Source organism: Cytobacillus sp. QJM3NY_8, from assembly GCF_056173585.1.
In genome coordinates this window covers 3,285,939-3,311,264 of record NZ_CM149681.1, presented here as the reverse complement: position 1 = coordinate 3,311,264, position 25,326 = coordinate 3,285,939, and the positions used below count along the sequence as shown (strand labels likewise).

Below are 25,326 nucleotides of genomic sequence, written 5' to 3'. Positions count from 1 at the left end.
TTTGTTTACAGTTGAATGGTGAAGGCACAAGGTGATGATTTAGCATTAACAAGCATATTGGATAAAGTATGAAAAAAATCTTTTTGCAGAAAATAGCCATAATGATTTTCGCTGTCTTGGGAGGAGAATTATGGCTCTTGTACTCAGGAAACAGAAAGAGGCTTCAAAGCTTTCCCATTTAAGTATCTTTGGCACAACACAAATCCATCTGCGGAATCCATATATTATAGCCATGTGGTCTGTGATGTTCCCAGGCTACGGGCATCTCCTGTTAAATAAATATTTAAGAGGGTTTTCATTGGTTATATGGGAATTGTTCATAAACCAATCGATCCATTTAAATTCGGCCATGGTTTACTCTTTTATTGGTGAAATTGAAAAAGCAAAGGAAGTATTGGATGTCAGGTATATGCACCTGTATATCCCTGTTTATATATTCGCAATCTGGGATAGTTACCGGACAACCGTGGATATGAATAAAATATATTTGCTTAATGAAAAGGACGCTGCTGCTGTGGAACGTTTAGTGATAAAGCCTTTTGAAATAAATTATCTTGATAAGAGAAATCCTTTATCCGCCATCATGTGGTCAGTGACTATCCCAAGCCTTGGCCAATTGTACATTCACCGAATATTTGCAGCTTTATTTACTTTGGTCATGACCGTCATACTTGTTCACTTTTCTCACTTTATCGAAGCCTTTCATTACCTCTTGGTGGGTGAACTTAAAAAATCCACTCAGGTATTGAATGCTCAGTGGTTAATGTATTTGCCCTCTTTCTACTTTTTTACGATTTATGATTCCTATATGAATGTGGTTGAAAATAATAAATTATATGATTCAGAGCAGAAAAGGCTATTAAGGAAGTTCTATCAATCCAAATCATTTATAGTAAAGAAAGGCATTAAGGTGAAGTAAATGCAGGTATTTGCAACATTTGATCATTCATCCTATCTGGAACTGGCAATTAAAAAGCTGGAGCAGCATGGAATAAAGGACATATACTCAGTTCCATTGGATAACCGGGCGGAGGATCCCGCGTTGTTTGACACCATTCACCAATCGGATGGAACATCTCTCATAAATAAAGGGATGATTCTGGCAGTAATGTTCTCGGTTGTTGGAGCCAGCAGAGGATTTATATTGGAATGGGGTCCAATTTATTGGGGCCTAATTGGAGCTGTTGCTGGTTTTCTGCTTGGATTTGCGATTGATTTCACTCTTTTAAAGCTAAGGTCCAGAAATAAGCGCCTGTTAAAAGGAGTAAAGTCAGAGGTTATTCTTATTATTGACTGCCAGGAGGAAGAAGGAAAAAAGGTTGAGGCAATCCTCTGGGAGCATCTTGCAAACGGAGTCGCCAGAGTAAATTAAATATCCTTTTTGGAGGACGAGTGATGAATCAATTTCCTAATGCACCAGCATTAATGGTATTAGATATGCAAAAAGGCTTTGATGATCCGTATTGGGGGAAGCGAAATAATCCCCGGGCTGAAAAATGATTTAAGGAGCTGGCAGCTGTTCTGAAGGCGCAGGCCCATAATGTGTAGGGGGAATTTTAATGACGGTAAACGAGACGATCCTTCGTGTAACTATCTCGTTTCTAGTACTTTTCTTATTAGCCAGACTGATGGGACGCAAGGAAATTGGACAAATGACCTTTTTCAACTGGGCTTCAGCCATTGGAATCGGGTCTATCGCCGGTAACCTTGCTGTGAATGAGAGTACCCTCATCAAAGATGGAGTTATATCACTGATTGTTTGGACACTTTTTACCATACTGATGGACATGCTTGACCTCAAGTCGAAACAGGGAAGGACAGTCACAACAGGTGAACCATTAATAGTCATAAAAGCTGGCAGGATAATGGAAAGGGCACTCAAGATATCGAGGGTGGATCTGGATGAGCTGCAGGCATTATTAAGGCAAAAGGACATATTTTCGCTTAACGATGTCGATTACGCAATCCTGGAAACAAACGGAGATCTGTCCGTTTTGAAAAAGGAAAGTCAACAGCCTGTTACGAAAAATGATTTAAATATTATGAGTCCAAAAAATGATCTCATTCCTTTACCAACAGAAGTCATTGCAGATGGAAAGGTCAATTCAAAAAATCTTTCTAAATTAAAATTAGACAACAACTGGCTTGACAGGGAACTGCAAAAAGCGAAGATCCACTCAGCCGAAGATGTATTTTTTGCTCAAGTCCAGCAGGATGGCACTCTTTATATCGATAGAAAAAACAAATAGAGAACAGAAGCTGCTTCTGTCCTCCTTATTTATTCTTGAAAGTTCCCAGCAGACGATGAAAGGGGCATTTAGAGATCGTGGTGTCATCATCCCGCAGAAAATATTGTTTCCATTCGAAGTTATCATCGGCTCCATAACTGTTCAAATCAGGGTGTATCGCTATGCTGTCATATTTTTGAAGCCGTTTGCGGACCTGACTTTTAATTCGTGATGCTAAAGGTACTTTTTTCATAAACTCTTGCAAAACCCACCTCGGTGTGATGGCGAGCATCATCGTATCAAAATGCCGGCTCTGCCGATTTTTATGCGCAGGGGTGGCACAATAGACAAAATACTTTTCTCCGTTAAAGCAAAACTCCCAAAGTGGATCATGCGGGTCCTTTGGGATTTCGTTTGGCCACTCAGCATTATCCATCTCAGATAACTCTGTGAGCTGCTCCCAAAAAAGCTGCTCATATTCCTCCACACTCAAATCATCCCTTGTTTTGTAAAAAATGATCAGCGAAGTGTAGCTTCCGAACTCTCTTGAATGTAGAGAGAATTCCCTCAGCATGACTGCCGTTTGCTGAATGGCGGCCGGATCCATTGGGTCGTCAGCAAACCCATAACGGAGCTGATTTTTGGCAAACCCTATAGTTGCTGGTATGCAGGGGAAAGGCCTTTCTTTATCGGTCATCTTTGTCTGGAATCTATCAAAAGCAATCTGCTGCCAATCTTCTAAACTATGCATGCCGGAGGAGTTCGCAGTATATAGACTGTTGATCTTAGTCACCCCCTTCAGACTCCTACACTATATTCAAAATGGGATAAGGCAGGTGAGTGTCCATGGTGAAAATGGGCTGACAGAGGAGGTGACGTTGTGGTTTTTGCAGGGGATGGCGACTAGAAATAGGAGAGTGGGCTGGGAAATGGTACCCATGGTGGGGACAAGGCGACGAAAAGGGGTGGAGAGGTGGGAGAGTGGCAGTCATGGACACAGCGATAAAGACGAAAAATCCAGGGATCAGGAAAAATGGTAGTTAATCAGAGAGAATAACGACGAAAAAGCGGAATGGTCAAGGGAACTGGTATTTAATCAGAGAGAATAACGACGAAAAAGCGGAATGGTCAACGAAAGTGGTAGTTAATCAGAGAGAATAACGACGAAAAACGGAATGGTCAAGGGAACTGGTAGTTAATCAGAGCGAATAACGACGAAAAACGGAATGGTCAACGAAACTGGTAGTTAATCAGAGAGAATAACGACGAAAAAGCGGAATTCTCAAGGAAACTGGTAGTTAATCAGAGTGAATAACGACGAAAAAGCGGAATGGTCAAGGGAACTGGTAGTTAATCAGAGCGAATAACGACGAAAAAGCGGAATGCTCAAGGAAACTGGTAGTTAATCAGAGCGAATAACGACGAAAAACGGAATGCTCAACTAAAATGGTAGTTAATCGAAATGAATAACGACGAAAAAGGGGAAAGCAAAACGAAAGTGGTAGTTATTCACCATTCTTCCTCAATTAACTTAAATAATTTTAAAGTCAGAGGTTTATTCCAAAACTCGCACGGGTATTGAGATATATTTAGGATGAAGTGGCCCCATTCTTAATGGATTAAATCTAAGTACTATAGGGGGAGAACATGAGTAAACAGATGTGTCTTTTAGGGGAAAAGATTTTAAGAGAGAAAGATATGATAGCCAAAAACCTGCGTAAGGATCGAATGAGCGGTGTCGAGATGACGGAAATGGAGAGAATGCAGGCTGACAAAATGGAAGCGCAGATTATTCAGATTCGTGCTGAGTTTATTGGATTGCTCGGTGAAGCATTGCTGAACCATGATAATAAAGATAAAACGATGGAAAAGATAGAAAAATGGTGCAAGGAAACAGGGGGAAATTTATCTAAGCTTGGAATCCCTTTGGATGAAGCTTTAAAAGATGCGGGTTATTATCGGAAACATATCTGGAAATCTTTAGAGGAAGCTATGATGGAGCTTGAGATGCCGGCAGCAGAGGTTTTTAAGGTTATCTATTTTATAGATCCCCTGCTGGATCATTCCATCCATTGCTTCAGCATGTCTTATGTCAAATACCATCAGGTAACACTCGAAAATGCAAAGCAGGCTTTTCTTGAGTTATCCGTCCCTGTCGTTCCTCTTTCAAAGGGAGTTGGCATCCTGCCGCTAATTGGAAACATTGATACAGAGAGAGCGCAGCTTCTGATGGAAGAAACATTAAAACAGTCTGCGAACCTGAAGCTGTCGCATTTAATTTTAGACATTTCAGGCGTGATGATTGTTGATACGATGGTGGCAGATCAGCTGTTTAAAGTAATTGAGGCACTCTCGCTGATTGGAGTTAAAACGATTATTACCGGTATCCGTCCGGAAGTGGCCCAGACGATAGTCACGCTCGGCATTAAGCTGAATGGCATTCAGGTTAAAGCCAATGTGTATCAGGCTTTTGAAGAACTGCATGGGTGAGCATAGAAAAATAGCAGAGTAATTCAAAATGAATTTACTCTGCTATTTTTTGGTTTCATAAATTGGGTTTTCGTGCCCAATAATTGATATAAAGGTTTGAAAGAGTAATCTCAACAGTCTCTTCATTTTCGGAATCAACATCTGAAGCGTATATAGAAACTGAAGTCATCCGCATCCTTGTATCCTTAAAGGGCCTGAGCACGCAGGAAATAGTTCAAATGTTATACCCTGATAAGCTGCACCTGCAGTATATCTGTATCTCCTTTATTTTGTCTGGCGTGTTCAATTCCGGAAACCAGTGTCGCCCCGCTGAAATTATAGCTGCCAATGGAGCTAAAAATCACTTGATAATTTGAATATGTGTCGATAAATACCTCTGAAACATAAATCTTATTGTTATCTTCCTCATAAATAACTTTTCCCTCAGTTTTTTCAAAATTTATTTTTACAACAGGATAGGCTTGAGCAAAAATATCCCCAGCATCTTCCGATATATCCTTTATTTCATGTTTCCAGATTCCGAAGAAGCCGGCTATCCAGAGGAAAAAGATTAAACCAAGTAAAGCAATGAGGTTAATGATAAAAAGAGGAGACTTAAAACTCATTCCATCCCCCTGCACCTTATACTAAAAGGTTAACATAATTTTCCATTTGGCGGGCATAAAATCCGGTTTTTCCACATATTAACCGTGTTTATTTTCCTCACTGTGAATAGAATGAATCAAACAGCACTTCACTGCCTATTGAGGGGGGATGACATCATGTTTTCGGTATCGGGTATGCAGGGATTTGAAATGTTTTCGGTTATGCACCTTGTTACACTGTTTCTTTTCTTTTTTACCGCCTGGTGGCTTGTGTATTACAGGCAGGCACTTAGGGCCTATCAGAAAATCATAAAATGGTCGCTGTTTGGTGCTTTGCTGGCTTGTGAAGTGACGCATCATATATGGCTGGTTCTTACAAATCAGTGGGATGTGGCAGATCTGCCGCTCCAGCTTTGCTCTTTGAGCACTTTCATTGCTCTTTACTTGTTTTTGAAGCCTGATAAATTGGCTTTTTGGCTGCTTTATTTTATTGGTGCAATACCTCCAATTTTAAGCATGGTGACACCTGATATGGTTTACCAATTTCCTCATTACCGCTACATCAAATACTTTCTTCATCATTCAGCCATTCCGCTTGCCGTATTATATTTTATTTTGTTTGAAGGGTACAGGGTGCCAAAAAAAGCAGTGCTGAAAGGCTTTTTAACACTCAATGTCATTGCGGTTCCAATCTTCTTTTTGAATATGATGCTTAGTACAAATTTCTTTTATTTGGCCAGCCCGACAGAAACTAAAACCCTGCTGTCGTTTTTCGGGAACGGTGTCTGGTACTATGCAGCACTTGAAGCTGCTGCGCTGATAGTCTTTTTTATTACCTATTTACCGATGCATTACTTGCAGTCAGCGGAACAAAAAAGGGTCCGCGGAAAATGAAAGCCTTATTCCTGCCGGGATTAAGGCTTTTCTCTTTGAAACATATATAATGTAGGTACAGATTATCTAAGCAGGAGGATTTATGCTGATTAAAGACGAGTTATATGGAGAATACAAGCTTGAACAAGTGCTGGAAGAATTAATCAACAGCAGGCCGGTGGAAAGGTTAAAGGGTGTACACCAGGGCGGAGCGGGCTATCTTGTCAATGAAAAATGGAATGTCACGAGGTACGAACATTCATTAGGCGTGATGCTGTTAATAAGGAAACTGGGCGGTTCTGTGGAAGAGCAGATTGCCGGTTTGCTTCATGATGTTTCTCATACTGCCTTTTCCCATGTGGTTGATGGAGTCTTGGAAAATGAAGCAGAAGATTATCATGAACATATTTATGAGCGTGTTGTCCTTGAATCTGAGATCCCGGCTATATTGAAAAGGCATCATCTTGATTATGAAAGTATTCTTTTTGAGGATTCACAATGGACATTATTAGAACAGCCCGCACCCGAACTTTGTGCGGACCGGCTGGACTACACGTTGAGGGACATGTACCGATACGGTTATATTTCTTTAAATGAGGCACACGGCTTTCTGAAGAATCTGATCGTTGTTGACGGCCAAATTTATATTTCTGACCTGCAGGCAGCTGAGTGGTTCGTAAAAACTTACTATAAAGAAGTCATTGATTTCTTCATGGAACCCTTAAATATTTATGCAAATGATTCTCTTGCAAAGGTCCTGAAAAGATCTCTGGAAAAAGAAATTCTTCATTTGGGTGATCTCCTTGCGAAAGATGAAGAGGTATTAGTTAAAATAAGGGAATCAGGGGATCAGGAAGTGAAGGGTCTGCTTGAGAAAATTGATCATAAGGTCACCGCAGAAGAAAACAAGTTAGACTACGATATTCATTTCAAAGGGAAAATCAGATTGATAGACCCTTCCGTTTTGATTAACAGCAAGCTCATCAGGTCATCCAGCCTGTCAGATGATGTTAAAAACAGTGGACAAAATGCATATGAAAAAGCCATGGAAGGTGTGTACATAAAAATTCAATAATGAAGGAAGCCTTATCACTGCATCCGGGCAGGAATAAGGCTTTTCCTATTTTTATCGTTTATTCTGTTCCTTTTCTTTTTCATACTGCCGCTGCGGAGTCATTTTGGAAATGGCATCTTCAACAACTTCCTGTGCTTTCTGCGCTTCCCGATCCTGCTTTTGAGCTTCTTCCTGAATACGGTTAACATCCTGTGGAGTTTTTTCACTCATATCATTTGCCTCCCTTTTCTCCTGTATGTTACTAATGTTTCCGTTTTAGAAGGAAATAAACAATCCGGATAGAGATGAAACCAACGTAAAATGATAGCGAAGGGGCTGATAAATGGCAGATTTCAATTGATGTTTATCTTATTTATTCCTGTATTCGGGGTGCAGATCTGGAGTTATTTCGATCCGGAAGAAAGCCTGCTGTGGGGAAAGTGGTAGATGTATAAGGAAGAGCCAGAGAAATCGGAAGGGGCCATTCGCTATACAAAAATGATGTGTATGATCGTTCTAACTGTTATCTTTGCATTTGGCCTCTTTTAAGAGAACTCTCAGTCACTCCGTCTAACAGTGGCCTGAGAGTTCTGTTTCATTTTATGTATAGACTTTTACCCATTTTAGCCCATTGAACTTGATTTCCTCCTCCGGCCAATTCTGCGGCAAATCCGCATCAGTAATGACAAAATCAATAGCCGAAAAAGGGCTGATATGGAAAAATGCCCTTTGATTCAGTTTTGAGGAATCGGCTGCCACATAAACCTGTTTAGATCTTTTTATCATGATAGCAGAGGCAGCAGCTTCATCAATATTATAATCGCATATCCCTTCGCGGTTCATTCCTCCACAGGAGATAAAGGCCTTGTCAAAATAAAAGTGTTCCAGCATCTGATTAGTTAGTGAACCTGAGGTTGAGCGCTGCAGAGGATTCACGGTCCCGCCAATCAGAATGACCCTGCCATTGAACAGTTTATTTTCCATTCTTGTATTTAATATTTCTGCGGCAGCCAGTGAATTGGTTACGATCGTTACGTTCTCAACATTTTCAATCGAACCGGCAATATGAAGAGTTGTGGAGCCGACATCCAAAACAATTGTTTCTCCATCGGAAATAAAGCTTGCTGCAGCTTCACCAATTTTCTTTTTGATGGGAAGGCTTACAACAATCCTTTTATTTAATTGCTGCTCCTTCTCTAAGCCAAAATAGCATATGGCTCCTCCATGAATTCTTCGCAATTTGTTTCCCTTCTCAAGCCGTCTCAAGTCACTCCGGATTGTTTCTGGCGTTACACTTAATTTTCTGGAGAGATCCGCTACACTCACTTTATTTTTTAATTCTAATTCCCTGATAATCCTCCTGTGCCTTTCCGCAACGAACCCTTTTTTCATTATTGGTCCCCCCGTTTTCATCTTATGGATCATTATAGGGCTGAAGTTTTAAAAATTGAGGTCAAAAATATTAATTTATATAAAAGTTTAAAAACAGAAATGAAAACAAAAGAATACAAAGAGAGGAAAGTCCCGAATTTCATTCTTCCTTCCTATTAATCTCAGATGAGAATTGAAAATCATATTTTTGTTTATCTTTTTGCCTTTGTTTTCTTTACTAAACAATCTATTGATATTAATACTTCTTTAATAGATTTACTCTAGGATTTTAACCGTAGGGGAATTTTTTATCAATTCATGGAGGTAAGGATGATGAAAGAAAATGAAAGCAAAGGAATGGACAGAAGGGCATTTATTAAAGCGGGAGGAGCAGGGACACTGGCTTTAACTATGGCAGCTGCAGGCTTGCCTGGAGACTTATTCGAAAGCAGGGTTCAAGCGGAAGAGATAAGTGAAAAGCTGGAAGGGCCAAGGCTTTCCTTCAATTCGAATGGGAAATTTAAAGTTGTCCAATTTAATGATACTCAGGATGATGAAAGGATCGACAGACGGACCATACAGCTGATGGAAAAGGTGCTTGATTCAGAGAAGCCTGATTTTGTCGTTTTAAATGGTGACAATATAACAGGCGGGTGTGATACAGAATTAGAAATGAAGCAAGCCATGAATAATGTCGTCCAGCCAATGGAAAAAAGGGGAATCCGCTGGGCGGCTACGTTTGGAAATCATGATGAGGACTCATCTCCAAAGAGCGGCATGGATGAGAGCGGTATGCTCAAGTTCTATATGAAATACAAGCATAATATGAACACACCTGGACAAAAAGGCCTTACAGGAACAGGAAATATGAATCTATTAATCAAAAAATCCAGAGGGAATAAGGCAGCATTTAATCTCTGGCTTTTAGACAGCGGCAGATATGCCCCTCAAACGATCGCCGGCCAGGATTTCAAGGGCTATCCAACATGGGATTGGCTGCGATTTAATCAGGTTAATTGGTATTATGAAAGATCCAAAGCAATAGAAAAGCGTTATGGCTATAAAGTGCCTTCTCTTGTATTCATTCATATTCCTCTATGGGAGCACCGTTTTATGTGGTGGGGCAGTGTGGACGGCAGAACACAGGCCGGGCATGATTTGGCTGTGGCCAGGCATCAAATCAATGGAGAGCGGAATGAAGATGAGTGCCCCGGCCCAATCAACAGCGGCTTGTTTACAGCCATGCTGGATAGAGGGGATGTGAAAGGCGTATTCTGCGGCCATGATCATATTAATACATATTGCGGCAACTACTATGGAATTCTGCTCGGATATGCCGGGAATACCGGCTTTGGCACTTACGGTCTTTCAGGGCCCGACAGAAACAGACTTCGGGGAGCGAGAGTGTTTAATTTAGATGAAAATCATGAAGGTGTTTTAGCAGATACCCATATGGTTTTTGCCAAAGACTTCGGTATTGATTTAACAGCCAACGACCAGAGCATTGATCCGCTGCCGCTGGAGAAAGAATAGGCTAAAACAGGCCAACGAAGTTAATTAGGGACGGTGTTAAGAGGAGTATGGAGAAATTGGAGAAGGAGTTTATTAATCATGAATGATAATCGGACTGGACAAAGAGATGAAAATATATTTAAAAAAGAAATGGATCGCCGTGCTTTTTTGCAGAAGACTACCTTAGCTGCCAGTGCAACAATTGGATTATCTCTTGCTAACTCTCTTAATTTAATTACAGCAAGTGCTGCCTCTTCTGCTTCGATTATGAATTCTGCTGGCAAACCGGATTTAGTTTTCCCGGTTATTAGTGACATTCATATCCATAACAGCAGCAATAAAACACTTGAAAAGTTTATAACAACTTTAGAACAGCTAAATAAGGCTGTTCCGGAGCAGGATGCTTTTTTGGTTGTGGGAGATTTAACAGATTATGGATATGAAGCCGAATTCGATAAGTTTATGTCAGCTTATAATGCCCACAAACAGCCGGGTGCCGTCTCCATGTTTGCCATAGGGAATCATGACTATTGGAATGGCTTATCAGCAGCAGATGCACAGAAGCGATTCCTAACAAAAACAGGCATGGAATCTATCTGCTATCACAAGGTAATCAAAGGCTACCATTTTATTATTCTGGGAACAGAAGATGGATTAACAGAGGGCACATTCTCCGTTGAACAAATTAATTGGCTGGGTGAGCAGCTGCAGATTGCTCATGAAGATGATTGGAAAAAGCCAATTTTTGTCTTTCACCATCAGCCGATTAAAGGGACGGTCTATGGAAGCGAATGGGGCTTTACTCAAAATAGAGACCTTTTTTACAACACTTTAAAGGAATATCCGCAAGTCATCTCATTTTCCGGTCATACGCACTATCCTCTTGATGACCCGAGAATCATTCACCAGAAGGATTTTACTTCAATTGGAACCTCAACTGGCGCCTATTTGTGGCTGGATGCCGGCAGAATTCAAGGGGAAGTGCCTGAGGGTGCAGATGTCCTGAATCAGGCATTAATTGTAGAGGTACATAATAATAAGGTGCTGATCAGGCGACGCGATATTCATCATAATGATTGGACAGGTGAGCCATTTGAAATAAACTATCCGGCAAATAAGCGGAAATTTTCATACACAGAAGACAGAGATAAGCAGGCACCTTTTTTTACAAAAGATGCGATGCTTTCCATTAATCATGAAATGACATCAGCCACTGGCATGGCCATTATGTTTACCCAGGCCAAGGATGACCTGCTGGTTCATGACTACAAGGTAGTGGCAAGACATGCAAATTCAGAGAAAGTTGTGAAGGAATTTCTTGCTTTCTCGGAATTCTATAAAGATCCTGTGCCAAACCCCTTGACGTTAACAATTGAAGGATTAGAGGCCAATACAGCCTATCAAATTGAGGTGCATGCACTGGATGCTTATGGGAATGTATGTAAGAGGCCTTTAAAAGCTTTAGGGAAGACGAAAACATTGGCTGCCGCAGAAACTCAGCAGGAGGGATGAACATGCTGCAAAATATAGGTATACCTGGACTAATATTAGTATTAGTTATCGCACTTATCATTTTCGGTCCATCGAAGCTGCCGGAAATTGGCCGAGCATTCGGCTCAACATTAAGGGAATTTAAAAGCTCAACAAAAGAATTGCTGTCAGAGAACCAGGAAGACAGCAAAACGAAATCATAAAGCAGAAATGGGCCGACTTTTTTGGAGTTGGCCCTTTTTCGTGAAGACTTTTATGAAAAAGCTGTCTTCCAAATGGGAGTATCGGCCACTTTCGGAAGATTGTCGGTCAGAAATTGAATATATCGGTCAATTTTTACTTATATCGGTCAGTTGCTTTAATGCGGGGCTTTTACTAAGGCAGAAACCACTAAACTGAAAATCATAATAGGAATTACAAACTCTTAACAGAAATTTACATCCCGTTAACCTATCTGGCTTGGCACCAAGTTATTCTAGTAAAAAAGGCTGCAAATGGGAGGAATGGAGATGAAAGCAGAGCTGCATTGCCATACGAATATTTCTGATTGCCCGCTATCAATTGATGAGGTTTTGAATCTGGCCATTGCCAATGAGGTTTCACATTTGGCCATTACGAACCATGACACCACAAAAGGGCTGAGGGAAGCAATTGAGCGAGGTAAGAGGTATGGAGTGGAGGTGATCCCTGGTATTGAAATTTCTGCTTTTGATTTTGACAGGGCACGCCGGGTCCACATTCTGGGCTATTTTATCGAACCTGGGCATAAGTCAATTGAAACGCTGTGCCAGCCGATCATTGAGCGGAGGCATAAGCTTTCGTTCGAAATGGTTCAAAGGCTGATATCAGCAGGCTACAGCATTACATGGGACCGCTGTCTGGAGCTTTCTGCGGGTGGAACGGGAGTTTATAAGCAGCACATCATGGAAGCTCTTATTGAAACTGGATATGCAGATTCTATATATGGTTCCCAATACAAAAAATTATTTGGCCGCGGTCAAAATGGAGAATCGAAAGGAGTGGCTTTTATCCCGATGGAATATGTGGATGCGAGGCTTGCTGTTGAGGCAATTCTTGAAGCAGGCGGTGTCCCGGTACTTGCCCACCCTGGCCAATATGGAAATTTTGAAAAAGTGCCTGAGCTGGTTGAAGCCGGCTTGCAGGGGATAGAAGTCTGGCACCCCCTTCATAATGAACAGCATGAAGAAATGGCAAGGAAATTGGCCATACAATATGGATTAACCATGACTGGAGGCTCCGACTTTCATGGTGCTTATGGTGAGAAAGAGGTTGTGCTGGGCTGCATGTCTCCGGGGGTGGAGAGAGTGCATGAATTAGCTGCAAGACGGCAGAGACTGAAAAGCCAGCGATTATAGGCAGCACATTTAAAAAGGGGTGGGATTTGCACATGTCAATGATTTATAAACCAAAAAAGGATGAAAAGCTCTCTGTTTCACCTGCTGTACATCATTCCAGCTTCATCATTGACAGCTATGCGGGAGAATGGACATCAATCGGAGAAAGAAACAAAATTATCGAATCAAAATTTGGCGACTACACTTATACAATGGATGATGTGACAGTCAACTATGCTGAAATCGGCAAGTTCTGTTCCATTGCTTCTCATGCATGCATTAATCCCGTTCAGCATCCGATGGACCGGGTGACGCAGCACCATATGACCTATCGGAAAGTCGATTATGGTTTTGACAATCAGGACGATCATGAATTTTTTGATTGGCGCCGAACCAATCGGGTCAAAATTGGCCATGATGTATGGATTGGACACGGTGCCATCATCATGAAGGGCGTTGAAATCGGCACGGGATCGGTCATCGGGTCCGGGGCAGTCGTTACAAAGGATGTTGACCCCTATACGATTGCAGCCGGCGTGCCCGCTAAGCCGTTGAAAAGAAGGTTCACTGAAAAAACAGCTGCAAAGCTGCTTGAGATTGCCTGGTGGGATTGGCCACGAGAAAAGCTGGAAGCCCATTTTAATGAATTAAACGATACGGAAGCTTTCATCAGGAAATTTGGGAGCTAAAACATAGCCTTACAAGACCCAGTCACTAAAAGGATTGGGTCATTTTCATTTTTTATAAAAACATTACATTCATGTAACTCTCCATATAAACTCTTTCTTTAGACTTAAATTGTTTCCGGATTCCGAAAGGGGCTGACTGTATGAGTGAAAAAATGCTGCTGGTAGACGAGCTGATTACCCAAATAAAGGAAGGGGTGTATAAACCAAATGAAAAACTTCCTTCTGAGAATGAGCTTGCAGATCAATATGGGATACCAAGGATGGTTGTACGGAAAGCATATGAACAATTGCAGGATCTGGGGTTCATTTTTTCAAAGCAGGGAAGGGGCAGCTATGTCCAAAATAGGAAACAGCAGATTCCGCTGATTTTGACAGGAGATATCAGCTTCAGTGAAAAGATGAATGAGCATGGGTATGACTTCAGGTCGGAGAATGTTTGCTTTGAAAAGATCCCCTATGAATCTGATATCTATCATTCGTTAAAGGTTAATAAGCAGGATGAAGTCTATAAAATTTCCAGATTAAGAATCGTGGACGGCTGCCCGATTGCCTTGCATACATCTTATGCAGCCAAATCAGTTTTTCCGCAAATTGATAGGGATGGACCAGGAATTACCTCTATTTTTCATTATTACAAAACGCATGGCTATAAAGAATTCACTTCGGGCCAAAGTCAGCTGAGTGTGGTTTTCCCGAATGAATCTGAACGGAAAATCCTGCAATGCTCGAGCTTGATTCCGCTTCTGCTTCTGGAGTCCCTCTGTATGGACAAGGAGACGGGAACAGTACTAGAAGCCTCAAGAATCAAATATAGAAGCGATTGCTTTACTTACTTAATTTAATTTGGCTTTGGAGATAGATCAGGTTAATAAAACTCTTACATAATTTACACTTCTTTAACATCCGCCAGCTTGGCAACAAGATAGATTTAAGATGCAGAACAAAAACAGATGGAGGCCAAAAGGTGAAAAGAAAACAGCGAACAGAAATTTTGATTGAAGGTTCACATGAATTGGCAAAATCTTTAGCGAAAGAAATTGAGCAAAAATATTCAGTTTCTGTTATACAGGAACCGGAAAATGGGCTTGTGATGTTAAAGGTACGGGAGACTTCCAGGAAAAGCCTGTTTTATTTAGGGGAAGTGCTGGTGACAGAATGCAAGGCAAAGGTGGAAGGAAAGATCGGCATAGGAATTGTGAAAGGCGATCACCCAGATCTGGCTTATCATCTTGCCGTGATTGACGCGGCATTTCTCGGGGATCTTCCCGAAACCAAACCATGGACCGGGATATTCGAAATTGAAAAGTATTATATAGAACAGAAAAGAAAAGCAAAGAATGAAGCCATTTTAAGAACAAAAGTCAGCTTTGAGACGATGGATGTTTAATAGAAGGAGGAACAGGCTTTGAAATTGGATGTTGTTCATGACCTGCAATCTGTATATAGAAAATTAGTCGATTCCACTTCAAGGCCAGGACTGATATCAGACCTGGGCAAGGAGGCAGCAATACTGGACGGAGAAAATGCTGCTGGCTGCTCCAGCTCAATTTTACTGCTGGCACTCACGCTGCTTGATCCTGAGGTTACGTTTAAGGTGTATGGCAGTAAGGCTGAAGCAGTTGAAAAAGAAATCAATCAATTAACATTCGCAAAAGCGGTACAAGCGGGTCAGGCAGATTATTTATTTCTCCTGAAGGATGCCGGGGCTGGGTCTCTGGAACATGCCATTGAAATAGCGAATCCGGGGACGTTTATAAACCCGCACAAATCCGCAGTGATTATAGCAGAAACAGGAGCGGTCACGGTCGGTAATGACCTGCTTTTGAAAGGACCTGGCATTCAAACAAGCACCGGAATCAGTATAGATCTAACAGGAAATTGGATTGAAAGACGTAGTGAAAAAAATAAAGAGTATCCAACAGGGGTCGACCTGATATTCGTGGACCGATATCATCAGCTTTTATCACTGCCAAGAACGACTCAAATAACTGAAACCAGGGAGGTGGAGAAAGAATGGGTTATGTAGCGGTAAAAGGCGGGACACAAGCCATTGAAGAATCGATAAAACGCTTGAAATATGAAAGGATTCATAAGGAACAAGTGCTGGAAACCGGACAGATTGAAGCAGGGATGAGAGGGTTAATCGATCAAGTGATGTCAGAAAGCAGCTTATATAATGAAAAGCTTGCAGCATTAGCGATCAAGCAGGCTGAAGGAAATCCGGAAGAAGCAGTATTCCTGCTTCGCGCATACCGCTCGACGCTGCCGAGAAAGTACTGCTCGAAAACCATTGAAACCGGGGAAATGAAGGTTGAACGCCGGATTTCAGCAAGCTTCAAAGATATTCCCGGCGGCCAGATTTTAGGGGCGACAACGGATTATACCCACCGGCTCCTCGATTTCAATCTGATGAAGGAAACGGAAAAGACGGTAAAAGAATGGCTGTCATCTTATGCTTCAGAAAATAACCCATTTGGTGAATTGCAGCAGGAGCCCGATCTTATATTACCGAAGGTGCTGGATTATTTGAGGAAAGAAGGCTTAATTCCTCCACTTGAAAACAATGATGCTGAGCCGGATGATGTGACGAGGGAAAGCCTTGACTTTCCCTCAAGCCGCAGCCAGCGCCTGCAAATTCTGACAAGAGGAGAGACAGGAGCTGTTACTTCACTGGCTTATGCGGTTATCAGAGGCTATGGCGCTCTGCATCCGACTGTTGGGGAGCTAAGAGTTGGAAGCCTGCCAATATACGTGGGCCATCCGAATGACGAGGGCAGTGATGAAGATGACTATTACATTGGTGATATCAAAACAACAGAAGCGGAAATGCTGATGCCGTTCATGGCTGAAAAGGAAAAAGGCAAAAAGGAATTGGAGTTTGAAATCGGATACGGATTATGTTTCGGACAGAATGAGACAAAAGCGATCGCAATGGGCATTCTGGATAATTGTCTGGAGCATCCTGATAATAGCTTCCCAAGCCATAATGAGGAATTTGTCCTTTTTCATATTGATTCTGTCGAGTCAACCGGCTTTATATCGCACTTGAAAATGCCGCATTATGTAACGTTCCAGTCGAAGCTTGACAGTGTGAGAAAGACAAAAACAAAAGCAGACGAACGGGAAGAGGTGCAAGCATATGAATAACGCCTATAACTTTGCTTTCTTTGACGAAGGTTCGAAGCGGGAAATTAGAAGAGCTACCTTAAAAGCGATTGCTATCCCGGGTTATCAGGTTCCATTTGCATCAAGGGAAATGCCGATTGGGAGAGGCTGGGGGACAGGCGGCCTGCAGCTGACACTCTCATTGATCGGGAGAGAGGATATTTTAAAGGTAATTGATCAGGGTTCAGATGAATCTGTCAATGCGGTCAGTATTAAAAAGCTTGTATCAGATACAACAGGTGTTCAGATAACGGAACATACTTCTCAGGCGACCATTATTCAATCACGGCACAGAATTCCTGAGGTACCGCTGAAAAAGGAACAAATCCTTGTGCTGCAGGTACCGCTTCCTGAACCGCTCCGTTATTTTGAACCGAGTGAGCATGTGACGAAAAAGCTGCATGCAGAAAAAGAATACAGCGGTGCCTGGCTCATGCTCTTTGAACAGATCATGAAATACGGAAGCATGACAACAGGTGCAGATCATCCGGTCATGGTTCACGGCCGCTATGTAATGGCACCAAGCCCGATCCCCCGCTTTGATAATCCGAAAATGGATAAAAACGAAGCACTCATTTTATTGGGAGCAGGTCGCGAAAAAAAGATATATGCAGTTCCGCCATTTACGAGAATCGTTTCCCTTGATTTTGAAGATTATCCGTTTGAAGGGGAAAGTTTTGATGGGAAATGCTGCAGATTGTGCGGCTCTGAGGGAGTGTTCCTTGACGAACTGATCGATGAGACAACAGGAGAGACATATTACCAATGCAATGATACAAGCTATTGCTATGAAATATTAAACGAAGTCGAAAAGACAGGAGTGAATTAAATGACTGAATTTGAGGTTCCGGTCTTATCTATAAAAAACTTAAACAAGCAATTCGGTCCCGGCTGCGATCATTGCAGAAACCCTGAGCCTTTGACCCTGATCAAAAATTACTGCAGTGTGTGCGGAACGGTCTATGCATGCAGGGATGTGTCATTTGATGTCTACCCTGGAGAGGTGCTTGGAATTGTAGGGGAAAGCGGAAGCGGCAAGTCCACCTTAATGCAATGCCTGTACTTTGATCAGGAAACAACTTCAGGGGAAGCGTATATTTCTACCTACCAGGATGGGCTTAAGAATCTTTTTGAGGAGTCTTCCCAGCAACAACGGTATATCCGCAACCACTTAATGGGGAAAGTCTATCAAAACCCTCTTTTGGGATTAAGAATCGACTTTTCTTCGATTGGAAATATTGCTGAAAAATTGATTGCAGCCGGCAGCAGGAATGTAGGAATGATGGAAGACAGGGGATCAGAGCTGCTCAGTAAGGTGAATATTCCCGTCCATCGCCGGAAAGAAGCACCAAAGAATTTTTCCGGAGGAATGCAGCAGCGTGTGCAAATTGCCAAGGCACTTTCTAATCAGCCTCCGATTCTGCTTTTGGATGAGGTTACGACCGGACTGGATCTATCTGTACAGGCAAGTGTTCTGGATTTAATTAAAAGTCTGCAGAGGGAGATGAATATTAGCATAGTGCTGGTTTCGCATGATTTGGGCGTTATCCGGATGCTTGCGGACAGAACATTGGTCATGCTGGAGGGACAGGTCATTGAACAGGGGCTGACAGATCAAATACTCGAAGATCCTCAAGCTCCATTTACTCAAAGCTTGGTTCATTCGCTTCTTTAAGGCTTAATCGGAATATATTTCATTTCAAATTAGGGGGAAGCACATTGTACGTCATTACGAACGGAAAACTTATTACAGAGGATACTATTCTGCAAGGCTATGACCTTCTGATTGAGAATGATAGGATCAGCAGAATTGCTCCAAAGGGAGAAATGAAATTTGAAGATTCCATGGAAGTGATAGATGCAGTGGGCGGCTATGTCACACCTGGATTTATCGATATCCACTCCGACTATATTGAGCATATGGCGGCACCGAGGCCAACCTCATTAATGAACTTTCATTTAAGTCTAAGGGAAGCAGAGAAGGAGCTCATATCCCATGGAATCACAACGATGTTCCACTCCCTTTCCCTATTTAAAGAAACAGAATATGCATACAAGCCGATCCGGGAACCGGAAAATGTCAGAAAGCTCATCGACCTGATTGATGAGACACACAGTACGAAGCATCTTGTCCGACATCGCTTCCATGCACGAATGGAAATTGATAATGTGGATGAAATCGAAAACCTCAAAAGCTATATAAGCGAAGATAAGGTGCACCTGATTTCGTTTATGGACCATACACCCGGACAAGGGCAATATCGCCATCTGGAAATTTACCGGAACACGGTTAAAAGCTATAACAGCATGAGCGATGCCGCTATAGACGTTTTAATCCGAAATCACCAAACGAAGGAAAAGCTTTCTGTCGAAGATATGAAGGAGATTGCAGAGCACGCACGGGCACATAATATAGCAGTTGCTTCACATGATGATGACAGTTTCGAAAAGCTGGAGCTGGTCAAAAGCTTTGGCACGACCATCAGTGAATTCCCGATTACCCAGGAGGTGGCGTACAAGGCGAAGGAGCTTGGCATGTATACAGTGGCCGGAGCCCCAAATGTGCTGCTCGGAGGCTCCCACAGTGGAAATCTGGGTGCTGCCGACGCGATTCAAAATGATTCAATTGATATCTTGTGCAGTGATTACTATCCGGCTGCCATGCTTCATGCCATTTTTGAACTGGTAAGGAAGTTTGGGATGGATCTGGCAGACATGATCAGGCTTGTCACCATTAATCCTGCAAAAGCCGTGAATATGGATGAGGAAATCGGTTCGATCAAGGAAGGAAAAAAAGCAGACCTTTTGATCATTGAAAAATTGGCAGACGATTTTCCGGTAATCACGGGCGTATTCGTTGATGGGAAGCTGATCCAAAAAACGAATTACAGAATTTAATACTACTTTGAGAGAAAGCAGGTGGATTGGTGGAAAATCTATTGGAAATCAGGGAACTGTCCAAATCATTTACCCTTCATAATCTGGGGAAAAATATCCATGCAGTGAGCGGCATTGATATCAGATTAGGGGAAGGAGACTTTGTTGGAATTACTGGAAAAAGCGGAAGCGGAAAATCAACAATCCTGAAATGTATTTTTGGAACATACAGACTTCAACATGGAAGCATTTGGTACAATTCCAAAAAGTTCGGTCCTCTCAATATTGCAGAGGCAACAAATAGACAAATGATTTATTTGCGCAAGCATGAAATAGGCTATGTATCTCAATTTCTGAATGTTATGCCAAGAACCACTGCCAGGCAGCTTGTAATGCAGGCCCTTATTGAAATGGGACGGGACCAGGTTCATGCTGAGAAAGAGACAGAGCAGATCCTTTCGCATTTCGAGCTGGACCCAGAGCTATGGGACAGCTATCCTGCCACCTTTTCTGGCGGGGAAAAACTCAGACTCAACATTGCGCGGGCGATGGTCAAGAAGCCAAGACTGCTTCTTCTGGATGAACCGACCGCAAGCCTGGACTATGAATCTAAAATGAAGGTGAAAGTCTTAATAGAGCAACTAATGCAAGAAGGCACGACGATGCTGGGAATCTTTCATGATCTTGAATTTATGAACAACTTATGTGACAGGGAATACAACATGCAGAATGGTGTATTTACATTATCTCATTAATTCTTTACCAGTGCTTAACGATTTCTCATAATGCCTTATCAGTAGATTAATATTCTTTCGCTATAGTTAGGTCAATGGTATTATAAAAATTTTTCCAAATAAGAGGGGGAAAAAATTATGAAGAAAATGGCGCTATTTCTGCTTTCTATGGCTATGACAGTTGTATTTGGAGGCTGTTCGTTCACTGCAAACTCAGAGAAGGATGATACACTGACGATCGCTTGGCTTCCAAACGAATCAGGCGCTGATTTAGGTGAGGCACGTGACGAAATTGGGAAATTAATAGAAGAGAAAACAGGAAAGAAAGTGGAGCATCAAACAACGACTGACTATATTGTGGCAATTGAAGCGATTGCGAACGGCAATGCAGATATGGCGTTTCTTGGTGCACAAGGATACATAGAAGCCCATAAAAAGAATGAAAAGGTTCTTCCGCTGGTTGTTCCAAGCGGCGAGTCCGGCACTTTGGAGGACGCTGTGTATTACAGCTGGCTGGCTGTTCAGCAGGAAAATGCAGATGAATACAAAAACGGCGGGGAATTTGCCATAGACAATATTCAAGGAAAGAAATTCTCCTTTGTTTCAAACAGTTCCACATCAGGATTCAAGGTTCCATCTACAGGCATTACTGATTATTTCAGCGAAAAAGAAGAGTTTAAGAGTTTGACAGCTGAGGATTTACTTGAGGGCGGAGAGGACAAGTTCTTCAATGAAGTATTATTTGGCGGCTCCCACCAGGGTTCTGCTGTCAATCTATTAACCGGCAAAGCGGATGTAGCGGCATTCTGTGATACATGTGTGAACAATTATGTGGAGCTTGCAGAAGGTGATGCTAACAAGCCAGGCGCAGTTTATAAAGTGAAAGATGATGCTGCTGAACCATTGAACACGGTTGCCGGAAAAGAATTCTCCTTAATCTCAGTAACTCCTGTTTTAAATGCACCATTTGTAATTAATTCCGGTACATTGAGCGAAGAAGACCAAAAACAGCTGCTTGAAATCATGACATCAGATGAAGTGGCAAATAACGAAAAAATCTTTGTTCCGGAGGACTCCGAATTTTCCGGATTATTCAGCAAGAAATCTGGAAATGAGCGTCTGGTTGAAGTAGAGGATGAGTGGTTCAATCCGATCCGCGAGCTTGCAAAATAAAGTTAAGCATTCATCAGTGGGGGCTTCCATTCCCCGCTGATGACTTTTACTTAATTGTCTTTGGGGATAGATTAATTTATTTGCATAGAATAGAGAATTTTTTAGGTATATTTCTGATTTATTTTCGGATAAAATTATTAATTTGCTTACAGTCAAGATTTATTTGCAGTTAGAACAGAGTGATGAAATCTTCTGCCCGTTAAAGCAGGATAAAACAATTGGATAGGAGGGGTTAACTCATGACAGCATTATTGGAAGTTAATCACCTTACAAAGCAATTTGGCAAAGATTCGAAAGCATTAACTGATGTAAGCTTCTCAGTCCAGGAAGGGGAGTTCGTTTCCATTATCGGCCCATCAGGAGCAGGGAAATCAACTCTCCTCCGCTGCATCAACCGCATGATTGATGCGACAGGCGGAGAAATAAGGTTCCAGGATCTCCAGGTAATGGACTTGAAGAAAAAAGAATTAAAGCAGGTCCGCACCAAAATTGGCATGATCTTTCAGCACTATAACTTAGTGAATCGATTATCGGTAATCGAAAACACGCTGCATGGAAAATTGGGAACCAAATCAACACTGGCTGGAGTTCTTGGATATTACAGCAAAGAGGAAAAGCAGCAGGCCGCCCAGATTTTGAATGTGCTTGGACTGAACGAAATGATATATAAGCGTGCAGACCAATTAAGCGGCGGGCAAAAACAGCGAGTTGGCATTGCCCGTGCGCTTATCCAAAATCCGCGGATGCTTTTGTGCGACGAACCCATTGCGTCCCTGGATCCTAATTCGGCAAAAGTGATCATGGATCATTTGAAGAAGGTTTCAACAACAATGGGCATTACCGTTGTTGTCAATCTTCATCAGGTAGATGTAGCAATCAAATATTCAGACAGAATCATCGGCATTAACAAAGGGCAAGTAGTGTATAATGGATCGGCTAAAGGCTTGACTTCAGAAGACATTCAGCGAATATATGGATCGGAAGCAGAAGATTTAATCTTTGACATTGGAGGCATACATGCAGGCTGATATCTTTGCTAAGAAAAAGCGAAACACACTTGCCTTCCTATTACTCCTTGGAGCCGTGACCATCCTTGCCATGATTATTACGGAGTACAATGCTTTAAAGGGCTTTGCTTCAATCCCGAAAGCCATTCAATGGGGAATGGCGAACTTTTATCCAACCGCAAAATCCTTAGAAAAGCTGCCAGTTATTCTGGAAAAGCTGCAGGAAACACTCCTGGTTTCGATTGCGGCTACGACAGCAGCTGCTGTATTCGCCCTATTATTTTCCATTCTCGGTTCGAATACAACAAGAGTAAATCCCTTTTTTGGAGCGATTACAAGAGGAATTGCCACTGTCTTTCGAAACATCGATGTTGCAGCATGGGCGCTGATTTTGCTGTTTTCATTCGGCCAAAGTTCTTTAACTGGCTATTTTGCTTTATTCTTCGGGTCATTTGGATTTTTAACAAGGGCTTTTACGGAAACGATCGATGAAGTGAGCGGAGGATCAGTAGAGGCGTTAAAAGCGACAGGTGCGGGCTACTTTTCTATCATTTTCCAATCAGTGATCCCATCAAGCATACCGCAATTAATCAGCTGGGTTTTGTTCATGATCGAAACGAATGTCCGAAGTGCCACATTAATTGGACTGCTGACAGGATCTGGAATCGGCTTTACATTCAACTTATACTATAAGAGTTTGGCTTATGACACAGCAAGTCTGGTCGTTGTTGTCATCATTGCTGCTATCCTATTGATCGAATATGCATCCAATTATGTAAGGAAGGTGATATTGTAATGGAGGTAAAGGAACAGCTGAGTAATGTAACAGCACCAGCCGATCATCTGCTTGGCAAAAGAATGCCGGCTAAGCCTTTGAACAAAGCGGCCATTGTGACAAGATTAACCCTCTTTATTCTGGCTGCGGTGACAGTCTATGCATTTTACAGCTTTGATTATAAAGAACTGGACTTTATGGATGCGCTTCTTGGCACATTCGCCAATTTAAAAACCATCTTCCTTGAACCGCACTTGAAGCATTTCTCCTTTGGACATGCCCTTTACCAAGTTATGGTCACACTCGGGCTGGCTTTCCTGACAACCTTGTTTGGAGCCATAATTGCAGTACTATTCGGATTGCTGGCTGCTGAGAATCTGTCCTCCAAAAGGGTTTCAATAGTCATTAAAAGCATGGTAGCCTTTATAAGAGCTGTGCCGACCGTCCTGTGGGTGCTGATCTTCGCGGTTGCAGCCGGACTTGGAAGTACAGCTGCAGTTATTGGAATGACCTTCCATTCGATCGGTTATCTAATCAAAGCTTATTCGGAGTCCTTTGAAGAATTGGATAGGGGAGTGATTGAAGCGCTGCAGGCGAGCGGAGCCAATTGGTGGCAAATTGTCTTTCAAGCGGTTATCCCATCTTCCATCACTTATATGATTTCCTGGACATTTCTCCGCTTTGAGATTAACTTTGCAGTAGCCGTTGCCATGGGAGCAGCAGCAGGGGCCGGCGGAATCGGATTTGACATGTTCATGGCAAGCAGCTTTTACCTGGATATGAGGGAAATAGGGGCAATTACTTATTTTATCCTGGCCGTAGCGATTATCCTTGAAGTCTTTGCTGCCAGGATAAAAAGAAAGCTGAAAACAGCTTAATAAGCAAGAATTTGACCAGGTGCTGATATGCCTGGTCTATTAATTTTATAAGAAGAATTTCGGTGGTTATCAAATTTGATGTTTACAATGGATTTGAGGAAAAGGGACGATTAGCCAGGCAACAAGATTGAAATGAATTGGTCTTATTGGCAAGTTCATTTAACGGGGGCCAAAAATCTGAAGTTAAGCCTGGAATCTGGGAAATTGTTCCGATATGCTCATTCATCAGGTGACCCCGACATTGTCAAAAAGAATCAGATATCCATAAGTCAAAGCGGAAGCTGATTTAATGCGTTAAATAGGCTCAGAAAGAGCTTTATTTGCAAGGTTTACATCGTTTTTAAGTAATTTGTTTAAATTGTAAGAAGGATAAAAGCCTCTTTTATACATATACTGGTAAATTTTTGCGTGTAAATCAATTGCTCCCATAAGATGTTTAGTTAATACAAATCTTACTGAAACCGTCGCTGTTTCGGTAATGGCAATTGCATAATTCCTGACAGAAGTTTTGGCCAGGCCTAATAAATCCCCAGAGTAAAATGGCAGTTTATCCACTCTTTCCTCATCAAACCGATCCGATCCTGGAGCCATGGGATAAAACTGAAGAAGCTCGCTGATATTTTTACTTAGCGCATGAATGGACTGTCTGTATATTTCCTTTAATTCCGGGTCAGTTATTTCCCGGTATGCTTTTTTTAGTTTCATAAGTCCAATAGATTGAAAAGCGACTAATTCATGGATTTCCAATGTTTCGTGCCATGCGAGATGCTGCGGGGGACGGTTATAGCTTTGTTCCATTATCAAACCTCCAGTAAAGAATTTATATAACTGTATTCAAAAAAATGAATCTGGGACTTTGTCTATTGAATTTTAAATTTCCGGCTTATAAGTTCGATATTTCTCTGCCTTGTACGAAAAGGGAAGAGATAAGATGTACACCGTAAAAAATAAAAAAATATAAAATTTTCAGAATTTAATATTGAAATCACGAGAATATCAATCTATAATAAATTTAATTATTTTCATCAGTGGAGAAAATAATATGTAAAACAAACTAAAATACGCTAAAA

Annotated in this window: 28 protein-coding genes; 23 read left to right on the top strand and 5 right to left on the bottom strand. The window is 41.8% G+C overall.

The features are described 5' to 3' along the window. Positions 1–130: 130 nt before the first annotated feature. From AC0VZ9_RS16960 to AC0VZ9_RS16950, 3 genes are all read left to right on the top strand, one after another. Entirely contained in the window at positions 131–919 is a 789-nt protein-coding gene (locus AC0VZ9_RS16960; protein WP_251267090.1) for a hypothetical protein, read from the top strand. Beyond that, positions 920–1,372, top strand: coding sequence for a hypothetical protein (locus tag AC0VZ9_RS16955; protein WP_019382342.1), 453 nt, complete (start codon positions 920–922; stop codon positions 1,370–1,372). 187 nt (positions 1,373–1,559) lie between these two features. Continuing rightward, a complete protein-coding gene (locus AC0VZ9_RS16950; protein ID WP_217025557.1) occupies positions 1,560–2,249 on the top strand; it encodes a YetF domain-containing protein in 690 nt (229 codons plus the stop codon). A gap of 25 nt (positions 2,250–2,274) precedes the next feature. Here AC0VZ9_RS16950 and AC0VZ9_RS16945 read toward each other — a convergent pair whose 3' ends face one another. Beyond that, positions 2,275–3,012 (bottom strand): YqcI/YcgG family protein, encoded by a 738-nt coding sequence (locus AC0VZ9_RS16945; protein ID WP_372675470.1) that lies wholly within the window; start codon positions 3,010–3,012, stop codon positions 2,275–2,277. An 863-nt stretch (positions 3,013–3,875) separates the two neighbouring features. Here AC0VZ9_RS16945 and AC0VZ9_RS16940 point away from each other — a divergent pair. Next, positions 3,876–4,718 carry an STAS domain-containing protein gene (locus tag AC0VZ9_RS16940; protein WP_475396516.1) on the top strand — a complete coding sequence of 281 codons (843 nt, stop codon included), beginning with the start codon at positions 3,876–3,878 and terminating at the stop codon, positions 4,716–4,718. 221 nt (positions 4,719–4,939) lie between these two features. Here the strand turns inward: AC0VZ9_RS16940 and AC0VZ9_RS16935 are convergent, their stop codons facing one another. Then, the gene (locus AC0VZ9_RS16935; RefSeq protein WP_192908845.1) at positions 4,940–5,323 is read right to left on the bottom strand and encodes a hypothetical protein; all 384 of its coding nucleotides are present in this window, start codon (positions 5,321–5,323) and stop codon (positions 4,940–4,942) included. A 156-nt stretch (positions 5,324–5,479) separates the two neighbouring features. Between AC0VZ9_RS16935 and AC0VZ9_RS16930 the strand changes: the two genes are divergently transcribed. Together AC0VZ9_RS16930 and AC0VZ9_RS16925 are read left to right on the top strand one after the other, a co-directional pair. Further along, positions 5,480–6,196, top strand: coding sequence for a YwaF family protein (locus AC0VZ9_RS16930; protein WP_475396515.1), 717 nt, complete (start codon positions 5,480–5,482; stop codon positions 6,194–6,196). Positions 6,197–6,278: 82 nt separating this feature from the next. After that, positions 6,279–7,250 (top strand): HD domain-containing protein, encoded by a 972-nt coding sequence (locus tag AC0VZ9_RS16925; protein ID WP_475396514.1) that lies wholly within the window; start codon positions 6,279–6,281, stop codon positions 7,248–7,250. A 51-nt stretch (positions 7,251–7,301) separates the two neighbouring features. On the opposite strand, the gene AC0VZ9_RS16920 is transcribed toward AC0VZ9_RS16925, so the two are convergent. Together AC0VZ9_RS16920 and AC0VZ9_RS16915 are read right to left on the bottom strand one after the other, a co-directional pair. Then, entirely contained in the window at positions 7,302–7,460 is a 159-nt protein-coding gene (locus AC0VZ9_RS16920) for a hypothetical protein (protein WP_009333774.1), read from the bottom strand. A gap of 369 nt (positions 7,461–7,829) precedes the next feature. Next, positions 7,830–8,621 (bottom strand): DeoR/GlpR family DNA-binding transcription regulator, encoded by a 792-nt coding sequence (locus tag AC0VZ9_RS16915; protein ID WP_019382333.1) that lies wholly within the window; start codon positions 8,619–8,621, stop codon positions 7,830–7,832. A 309-nt stretch (positions 8,622–8,930) separates the two neighbouring features. On the opposite strand from AC0VZ9_RS16915, the gene AC0VZ9_RS16910 reads away from it, so the two are divergent. From AC0VZ9_RS16910 to AC0VZ9_RS16830, 17 genes are all read left to right on the top strand, one after another. Continuing rightward, positions 8,931–10,133, top strand: a complete 1,203-nt coding sequence (locus tag AC0VZ9_RS16910; RefSeq protein WP_217025564.1) for a metallophosphoesterase family protein — start codon at positions 8,931–8,933, stop codon at positions 10,131–10,133. 78 nt (positions 10,134–10,211) lie between these two features. After that, positions 10,212–11,624, top strand: coding sequence for a metallophosphoesterase (locus AC0VZ9_RS16905; protein WP_475396513.1), 1,413 nt, complete (start codon positions 10,212–10,214; stop codon positions 11,622–11,624). A gap of 2 nt (positions 11,625–11,626) precedes the next feature. Beyond that, positions 11,627–11,806: a twin-arginine translocase TatA/TatE family subunit gene (locus AC0VZ9_RS16900; RefSeq protein ID WP_251156103.1), complete on the top strand. Its 180-nt coding sequence runs from the start codon at positions 11,627–11,629 to the stop codon at positions 11,804–11,806. 306 nt (positions 11,807–12,112) lie between these two features. Further along, positions 12,113–12,979: a PHP domain-containing protein gene (locus tag AC0VZ9_RS16895; RefSeq protein WP_251156102.1), complete on the top strand. Its 867-nt coding sequence runs from the start codon at positions 12,113–12,115 to the stop codon at positions 12,977–12,979. A gap of 32 nt (positions 12,980–13,011) precedes the next feature. Beyond that, on the top strand, positions 13,012–13,647 hold the full coding sequence (locus AC0VZ9_RS16890) for a DapH/DapD/GlmU-related protein (RefSeq protein WP_475396512.1): 636 nt from the start codon (positions 13,012–13,014) through the stop codon (positions 13,645–13,647). A 140-nt stretch (positions 13,648–13,787) separates the two neighbouring features. Next, a complete protein-coding gene (locus AC0VZ9_RS16885) occupies positions 13,788–14,489 on the top strand; it encodes a GntR family transcriptional regulator (RefSeq protein WP_251156101.1) in 702 nt (233 codons plus the stop codon). Positions 14,490–14,611: 122 nt separating this feature from the next. Next, entirely contained in the window at positions 14,612–15,034 is a 423-nt protein-coding gene (gene phnG / locus AC0VZ9_RS16880) for a phosphonate C-P lyase system protein PhnG (protein ID WP_009333782.1), read from the top strand. Between the two features lie 18 nt (positions 15,035–15,052). Next, positions 15,053–15,673: a phosphonate C-P lyase system protein PhnH gene (phnH, locus tag AC0VZ9_RS16875; RefSeq protein WP_475396511.1), complete on the top strand. Its 621-nt coding sequence runs from the start codon at positions 15,053–15,055 to the stop codon at positions 15,671–15,673. Beyond that, positions 15,661–16,794, top strand: a complete 1,134-nt coding sequence (locus AC0VZ9_RS16870; RefSeq protein ID WP_251156099.1) for a carbon-phosphorus lyase complex subunit PhnI — start codon at positions 15,661–15,663, stop codon at positions 16,792–16,794. Before phnH ends, AC0VZ9_RS16870 begins: the two co-directional genes overlap by 13 nt. After that, complete coding sequence (locus tag AC0VZ9_RS16865; protein ID WP_251156098.1) at positions 16,787–17,641, top strand: alpha-D-ribose 1-methylphosphonate 5-phosphate C-P-lyase PhnJ; 855 nt, start codon at positions 16,787–16,789, stop codon at positions 17,639–17,641. Before AC0VZ9_RS16870 ends, AC0VZ9_RS16865 begins: the two co-directional genes overlap by 8 nt. Then, complete coding sequence (locus tag AC0VZ9_RS16860; RefSeq protein WP_475396510.1) at positions 17,642–18,487, top strand: ATP-binding cassette domain-containing protein; 846 nt, start codon at positions 17,642–17,644, stop codon at positions 18,485–18,487. A 44-nt stretch (positions 18,488–18,531) separates the two neighbouring features. Continuing rightward, positions 18,532–19,710, top strand: a complete 1,179-nt coding sequence (phnM, locus tag AC0VZ9_RS16855) for a phosphonate metabolism protein PhnM (RefSeq protein WP_475396509.1) — start codon at positions 18,532–18,534, stop codon at positions 19,708–19,710. Between the two features lie 29 nt (positions 19,711–19,739). Next, positions 19,740–20,444 (top strand): phosphonate C-P lyase system protein PhnL, encoded by a 705-nt coding sequence (locus AC0VZ9_RS16850; RefSeq protein ID WP_019382322.1) that lies wholly within the window; start codon positions 19,740–19,742, stop codon positions 20,442–20,444. Between the two features lie 117 nt (positions 20,445–20,561). Further along, positions 20,562–21,596 carry a phosphate/phosphite/phosphonate ABC transporter substrate-binding protein gene (gene phnD, locus AC0VZ9_RS16845; RefSeq protein WP_475396508.1) on the top strand — a complete coding sequence of 345 codons (1,035 nt, stop codon included), beginning with the start codon at positions 20,562–20,564 and terminating at the stop codon, positions 21,594–21,596. A 239-nt stretch (positions 21,597–21,835) separates the two neighbouring features. Further along, complete coding sequence (phnC, locus tag AC0VZ9_RS16840; protein ID WP_019382320.1) at positions 21,836–22,624, top strand: phosphonate ABC transporter ATP-binding protein; 789 nt, start codon at positions 21,836–21,838, stop codon at positions 22,622–22,624. Then, positions 22,614–23,399 carry a PhnE/PtxC family ABC transporter permease gene (locus AC0VZ9_RS16835; protein ID WP_475396507.1) on the top strand — a complete coding sequence of 262 codons (786 nt, stop codon included), beginning with the start codon at positions 22,614–22,616 and terminating at the stop codon, positions 23,397–23,399. Before phnC ends, AC0VZ9_RS16835 begins: the two co-directional genes overlap by 11 nt. After that, positions 23,399–24,256: a PhnE/PtxC family ABC transporter permease gene (locus tag AC0VZ9_RS16830; RefSeq protein WP_009333793.1), complete on the top strand. Its 858-nt coding sequence runs from the start codon at positions 23,399–23,401 to the stop codon at positions 24,254–24,256. Before AC0VZ9_RS16835 ends, AC0VZ9_RS16830 begins: the two co-directional genes overlap by 1 nt. A gap of 294 nt (positions 24,257–24,550) precedes the next feature. Here AC0VZ9_RS16830 and AC0VZ9_RS16825 read toward each other — a convergent pair whose 3' ends face one another. After that, positions 24,551–25,054 carry a spore coat protein gene (locus tag AC0VZ9_RS16825; RefSeq protein WP_009333794.1) on the bottom strand — a complete coding sequence of 168 codons (504 nt, stop codon included), beginning with the start codon at positions 25,052–25,054 and terminating at the stop codon, positions 24,551–24,553. Positions 25,055–25,326 lie beyond the last annotated feature (272 nt).

Bases quoted from the DNA above. Each gene is read 5' to 3' on its own strand.
- AC0VZ9_RS16960 (WP_251267090.1), top strand. From the start codon at position 131: ATGGCTCTTGTACTCAGGAAACAGAAAGAGGCTTCAAAGCTTTCCCAT.
- AC0VZ9_RS16955 (WP_019382342.1), top strand. From the start codon at position 920: ATGCAGGTATTTGCAACATTTGATCATTCATCCTATCTGGAACTGGCA.
- AC0VZ9_RS16950 (WP_217025557.1), top strand. From the start codon at position 1,560: ATGACGGTAAACGAGACGATCCTTCGTGTAACTATCTCGTTTCTAGTA.
- AC0VZ9_RS16940 (WP_475396516.1), top strand. From the start codon at position 3,876: ATGAGTAAACAGATGTGTCTTTTAGGGGAAAAGATTTTAAGAGAGAAA.
- AC0VZ9_RS16935 (WP_192908845.1), bottom strand. From the start codon at position 5,323: ATGAGTTTTAAGTCTCCTCTTTTTATCATTAACCTCATTGCTTTACTT.
- AC0VZ9_RS16930 (WP_475396515.1), top strand. From the start codon at position 5,480: ATGTTTTCGGTATCGGGTATGCAGGGATTTGAAATGTTTTCGGTTATG.
- AC0VZ9_RS16925 (WP_475396514.1), top strand. From the start codon at position 6,279: ATGCTGATTAAAGACGAGTTATATGGAGAATACAAGCTTGAACAAGTG.
- AC0VZ9_RS16920 (WP_009333774.1), bottom strand. From the start codon at position 7,460: ATGAGTGAAAAAACTCCACAGGATGTTAACCGTATTCAGGAAGAAGCT.
- AC0VZ9_RS16915 (WP_019382333.1), bottom strand. From the start codon at position 8,621: ATGAAAAAAGGGTTCGTTGCGGAAAGGCACAGGAGGATTATCAGGGAA.
- AC0VZ9_RS16910 (WP_217025564.1), top strand. From the start codon at position 8,931: ATGATGAAAGAAAATGAAAGCAAAGGAATGGACAGAAGGGCATTTATT.
- AC0VZ9_RS16905 (WP_475396513.1), top strand. From the start codon at position 10,212: ATGAATGATAATCGGACTGGACAAAGAGATGAAAATATATTTAAAAAA.
- AC0VZ9_RS16900 (WP_251156103.1), top strand. From the start codon at position 11,627: ATGCTGCAAAATATAGGTATACCTGGACTAATATTAGTATTAGTTATC.
- AC0VZ9_RS16895 (WP_251156102.1), top strand. From the start codon at position 12,113: ATGAAAGCAGAGCTGCATTGCCATACGAATATTTCTGATTGCCCGCTA.
- AC0VZ9_RS16890 (WP_475396512.1), top strand. From the start codon at position 13,012: ATGTCAATGATTTATAAACCAAAAAAGGATGAAAAGCTCTCTGTTTCA.
- AC0VZ9_RS16885 (WP_251156101.1), top strand. From the start codon at position 13,788: ATGAGTGAAAAAATGCTGCTGGTAGACGAGCTGATTACCCAAATAAAG.
- AC0VZ9_RS16870 (WP_251156099.1), top strand. From the start codon at position 15,661: ATGGGTTATGTAGCGGTAAAAGGCGGGACACAAGCCATTGAAGAATCG.
- AC0VZ9_RS16865 (WP_251156098.1), top strand. From the start codon at position 16,787: ATGAATAACGCCTATAACTTTGCTTTCTTTGACGAAGGTTCGAAGCGG.
- AC0VZ9_RS16860 (WP_475396510.1), top strand. From the start codon at position 17,642: ATGACTGAATTTGAGGTTCCGGTCTTATCTATAAAAAACTTAAACAAG.
- phnD (WP_475396508.1), top strand. From the start codon at position 20,562: ATGAAGAAAATGGCGCTATTTCTGCTTTCTATGGCTATGACAGTTGTA.
- phnC (WP_019382320.1), top strand. From the start codon at position 21,836: ATGACAGCATTATTGGAAGTTAATCACCTTACAAAGCAATTTGGCAAA.
- AC0VZ9_RS16835 (WP_475396507.1), top strand. From the start codon at position 22,614: ATGCAGGCTGATATCTTTGCTAAGAAAAAGCGAAACACACTTGCCTTC.
- AC0VZ9_RS16830 (WP_009333793.1), top strand. From the start codon at position 23,399: ATGGAGGTAAAGGAACAGCTGAGTAATGTAACAGCACCAGCCGATCAT.
- AC0VZ9_RS16825 (WP_009333794.1), bottom strand. From the start codon at position 25,054: ATGGAACAAAGCTATAACCGTCCCCCGCAGCATCTCGCATGGCACGAA.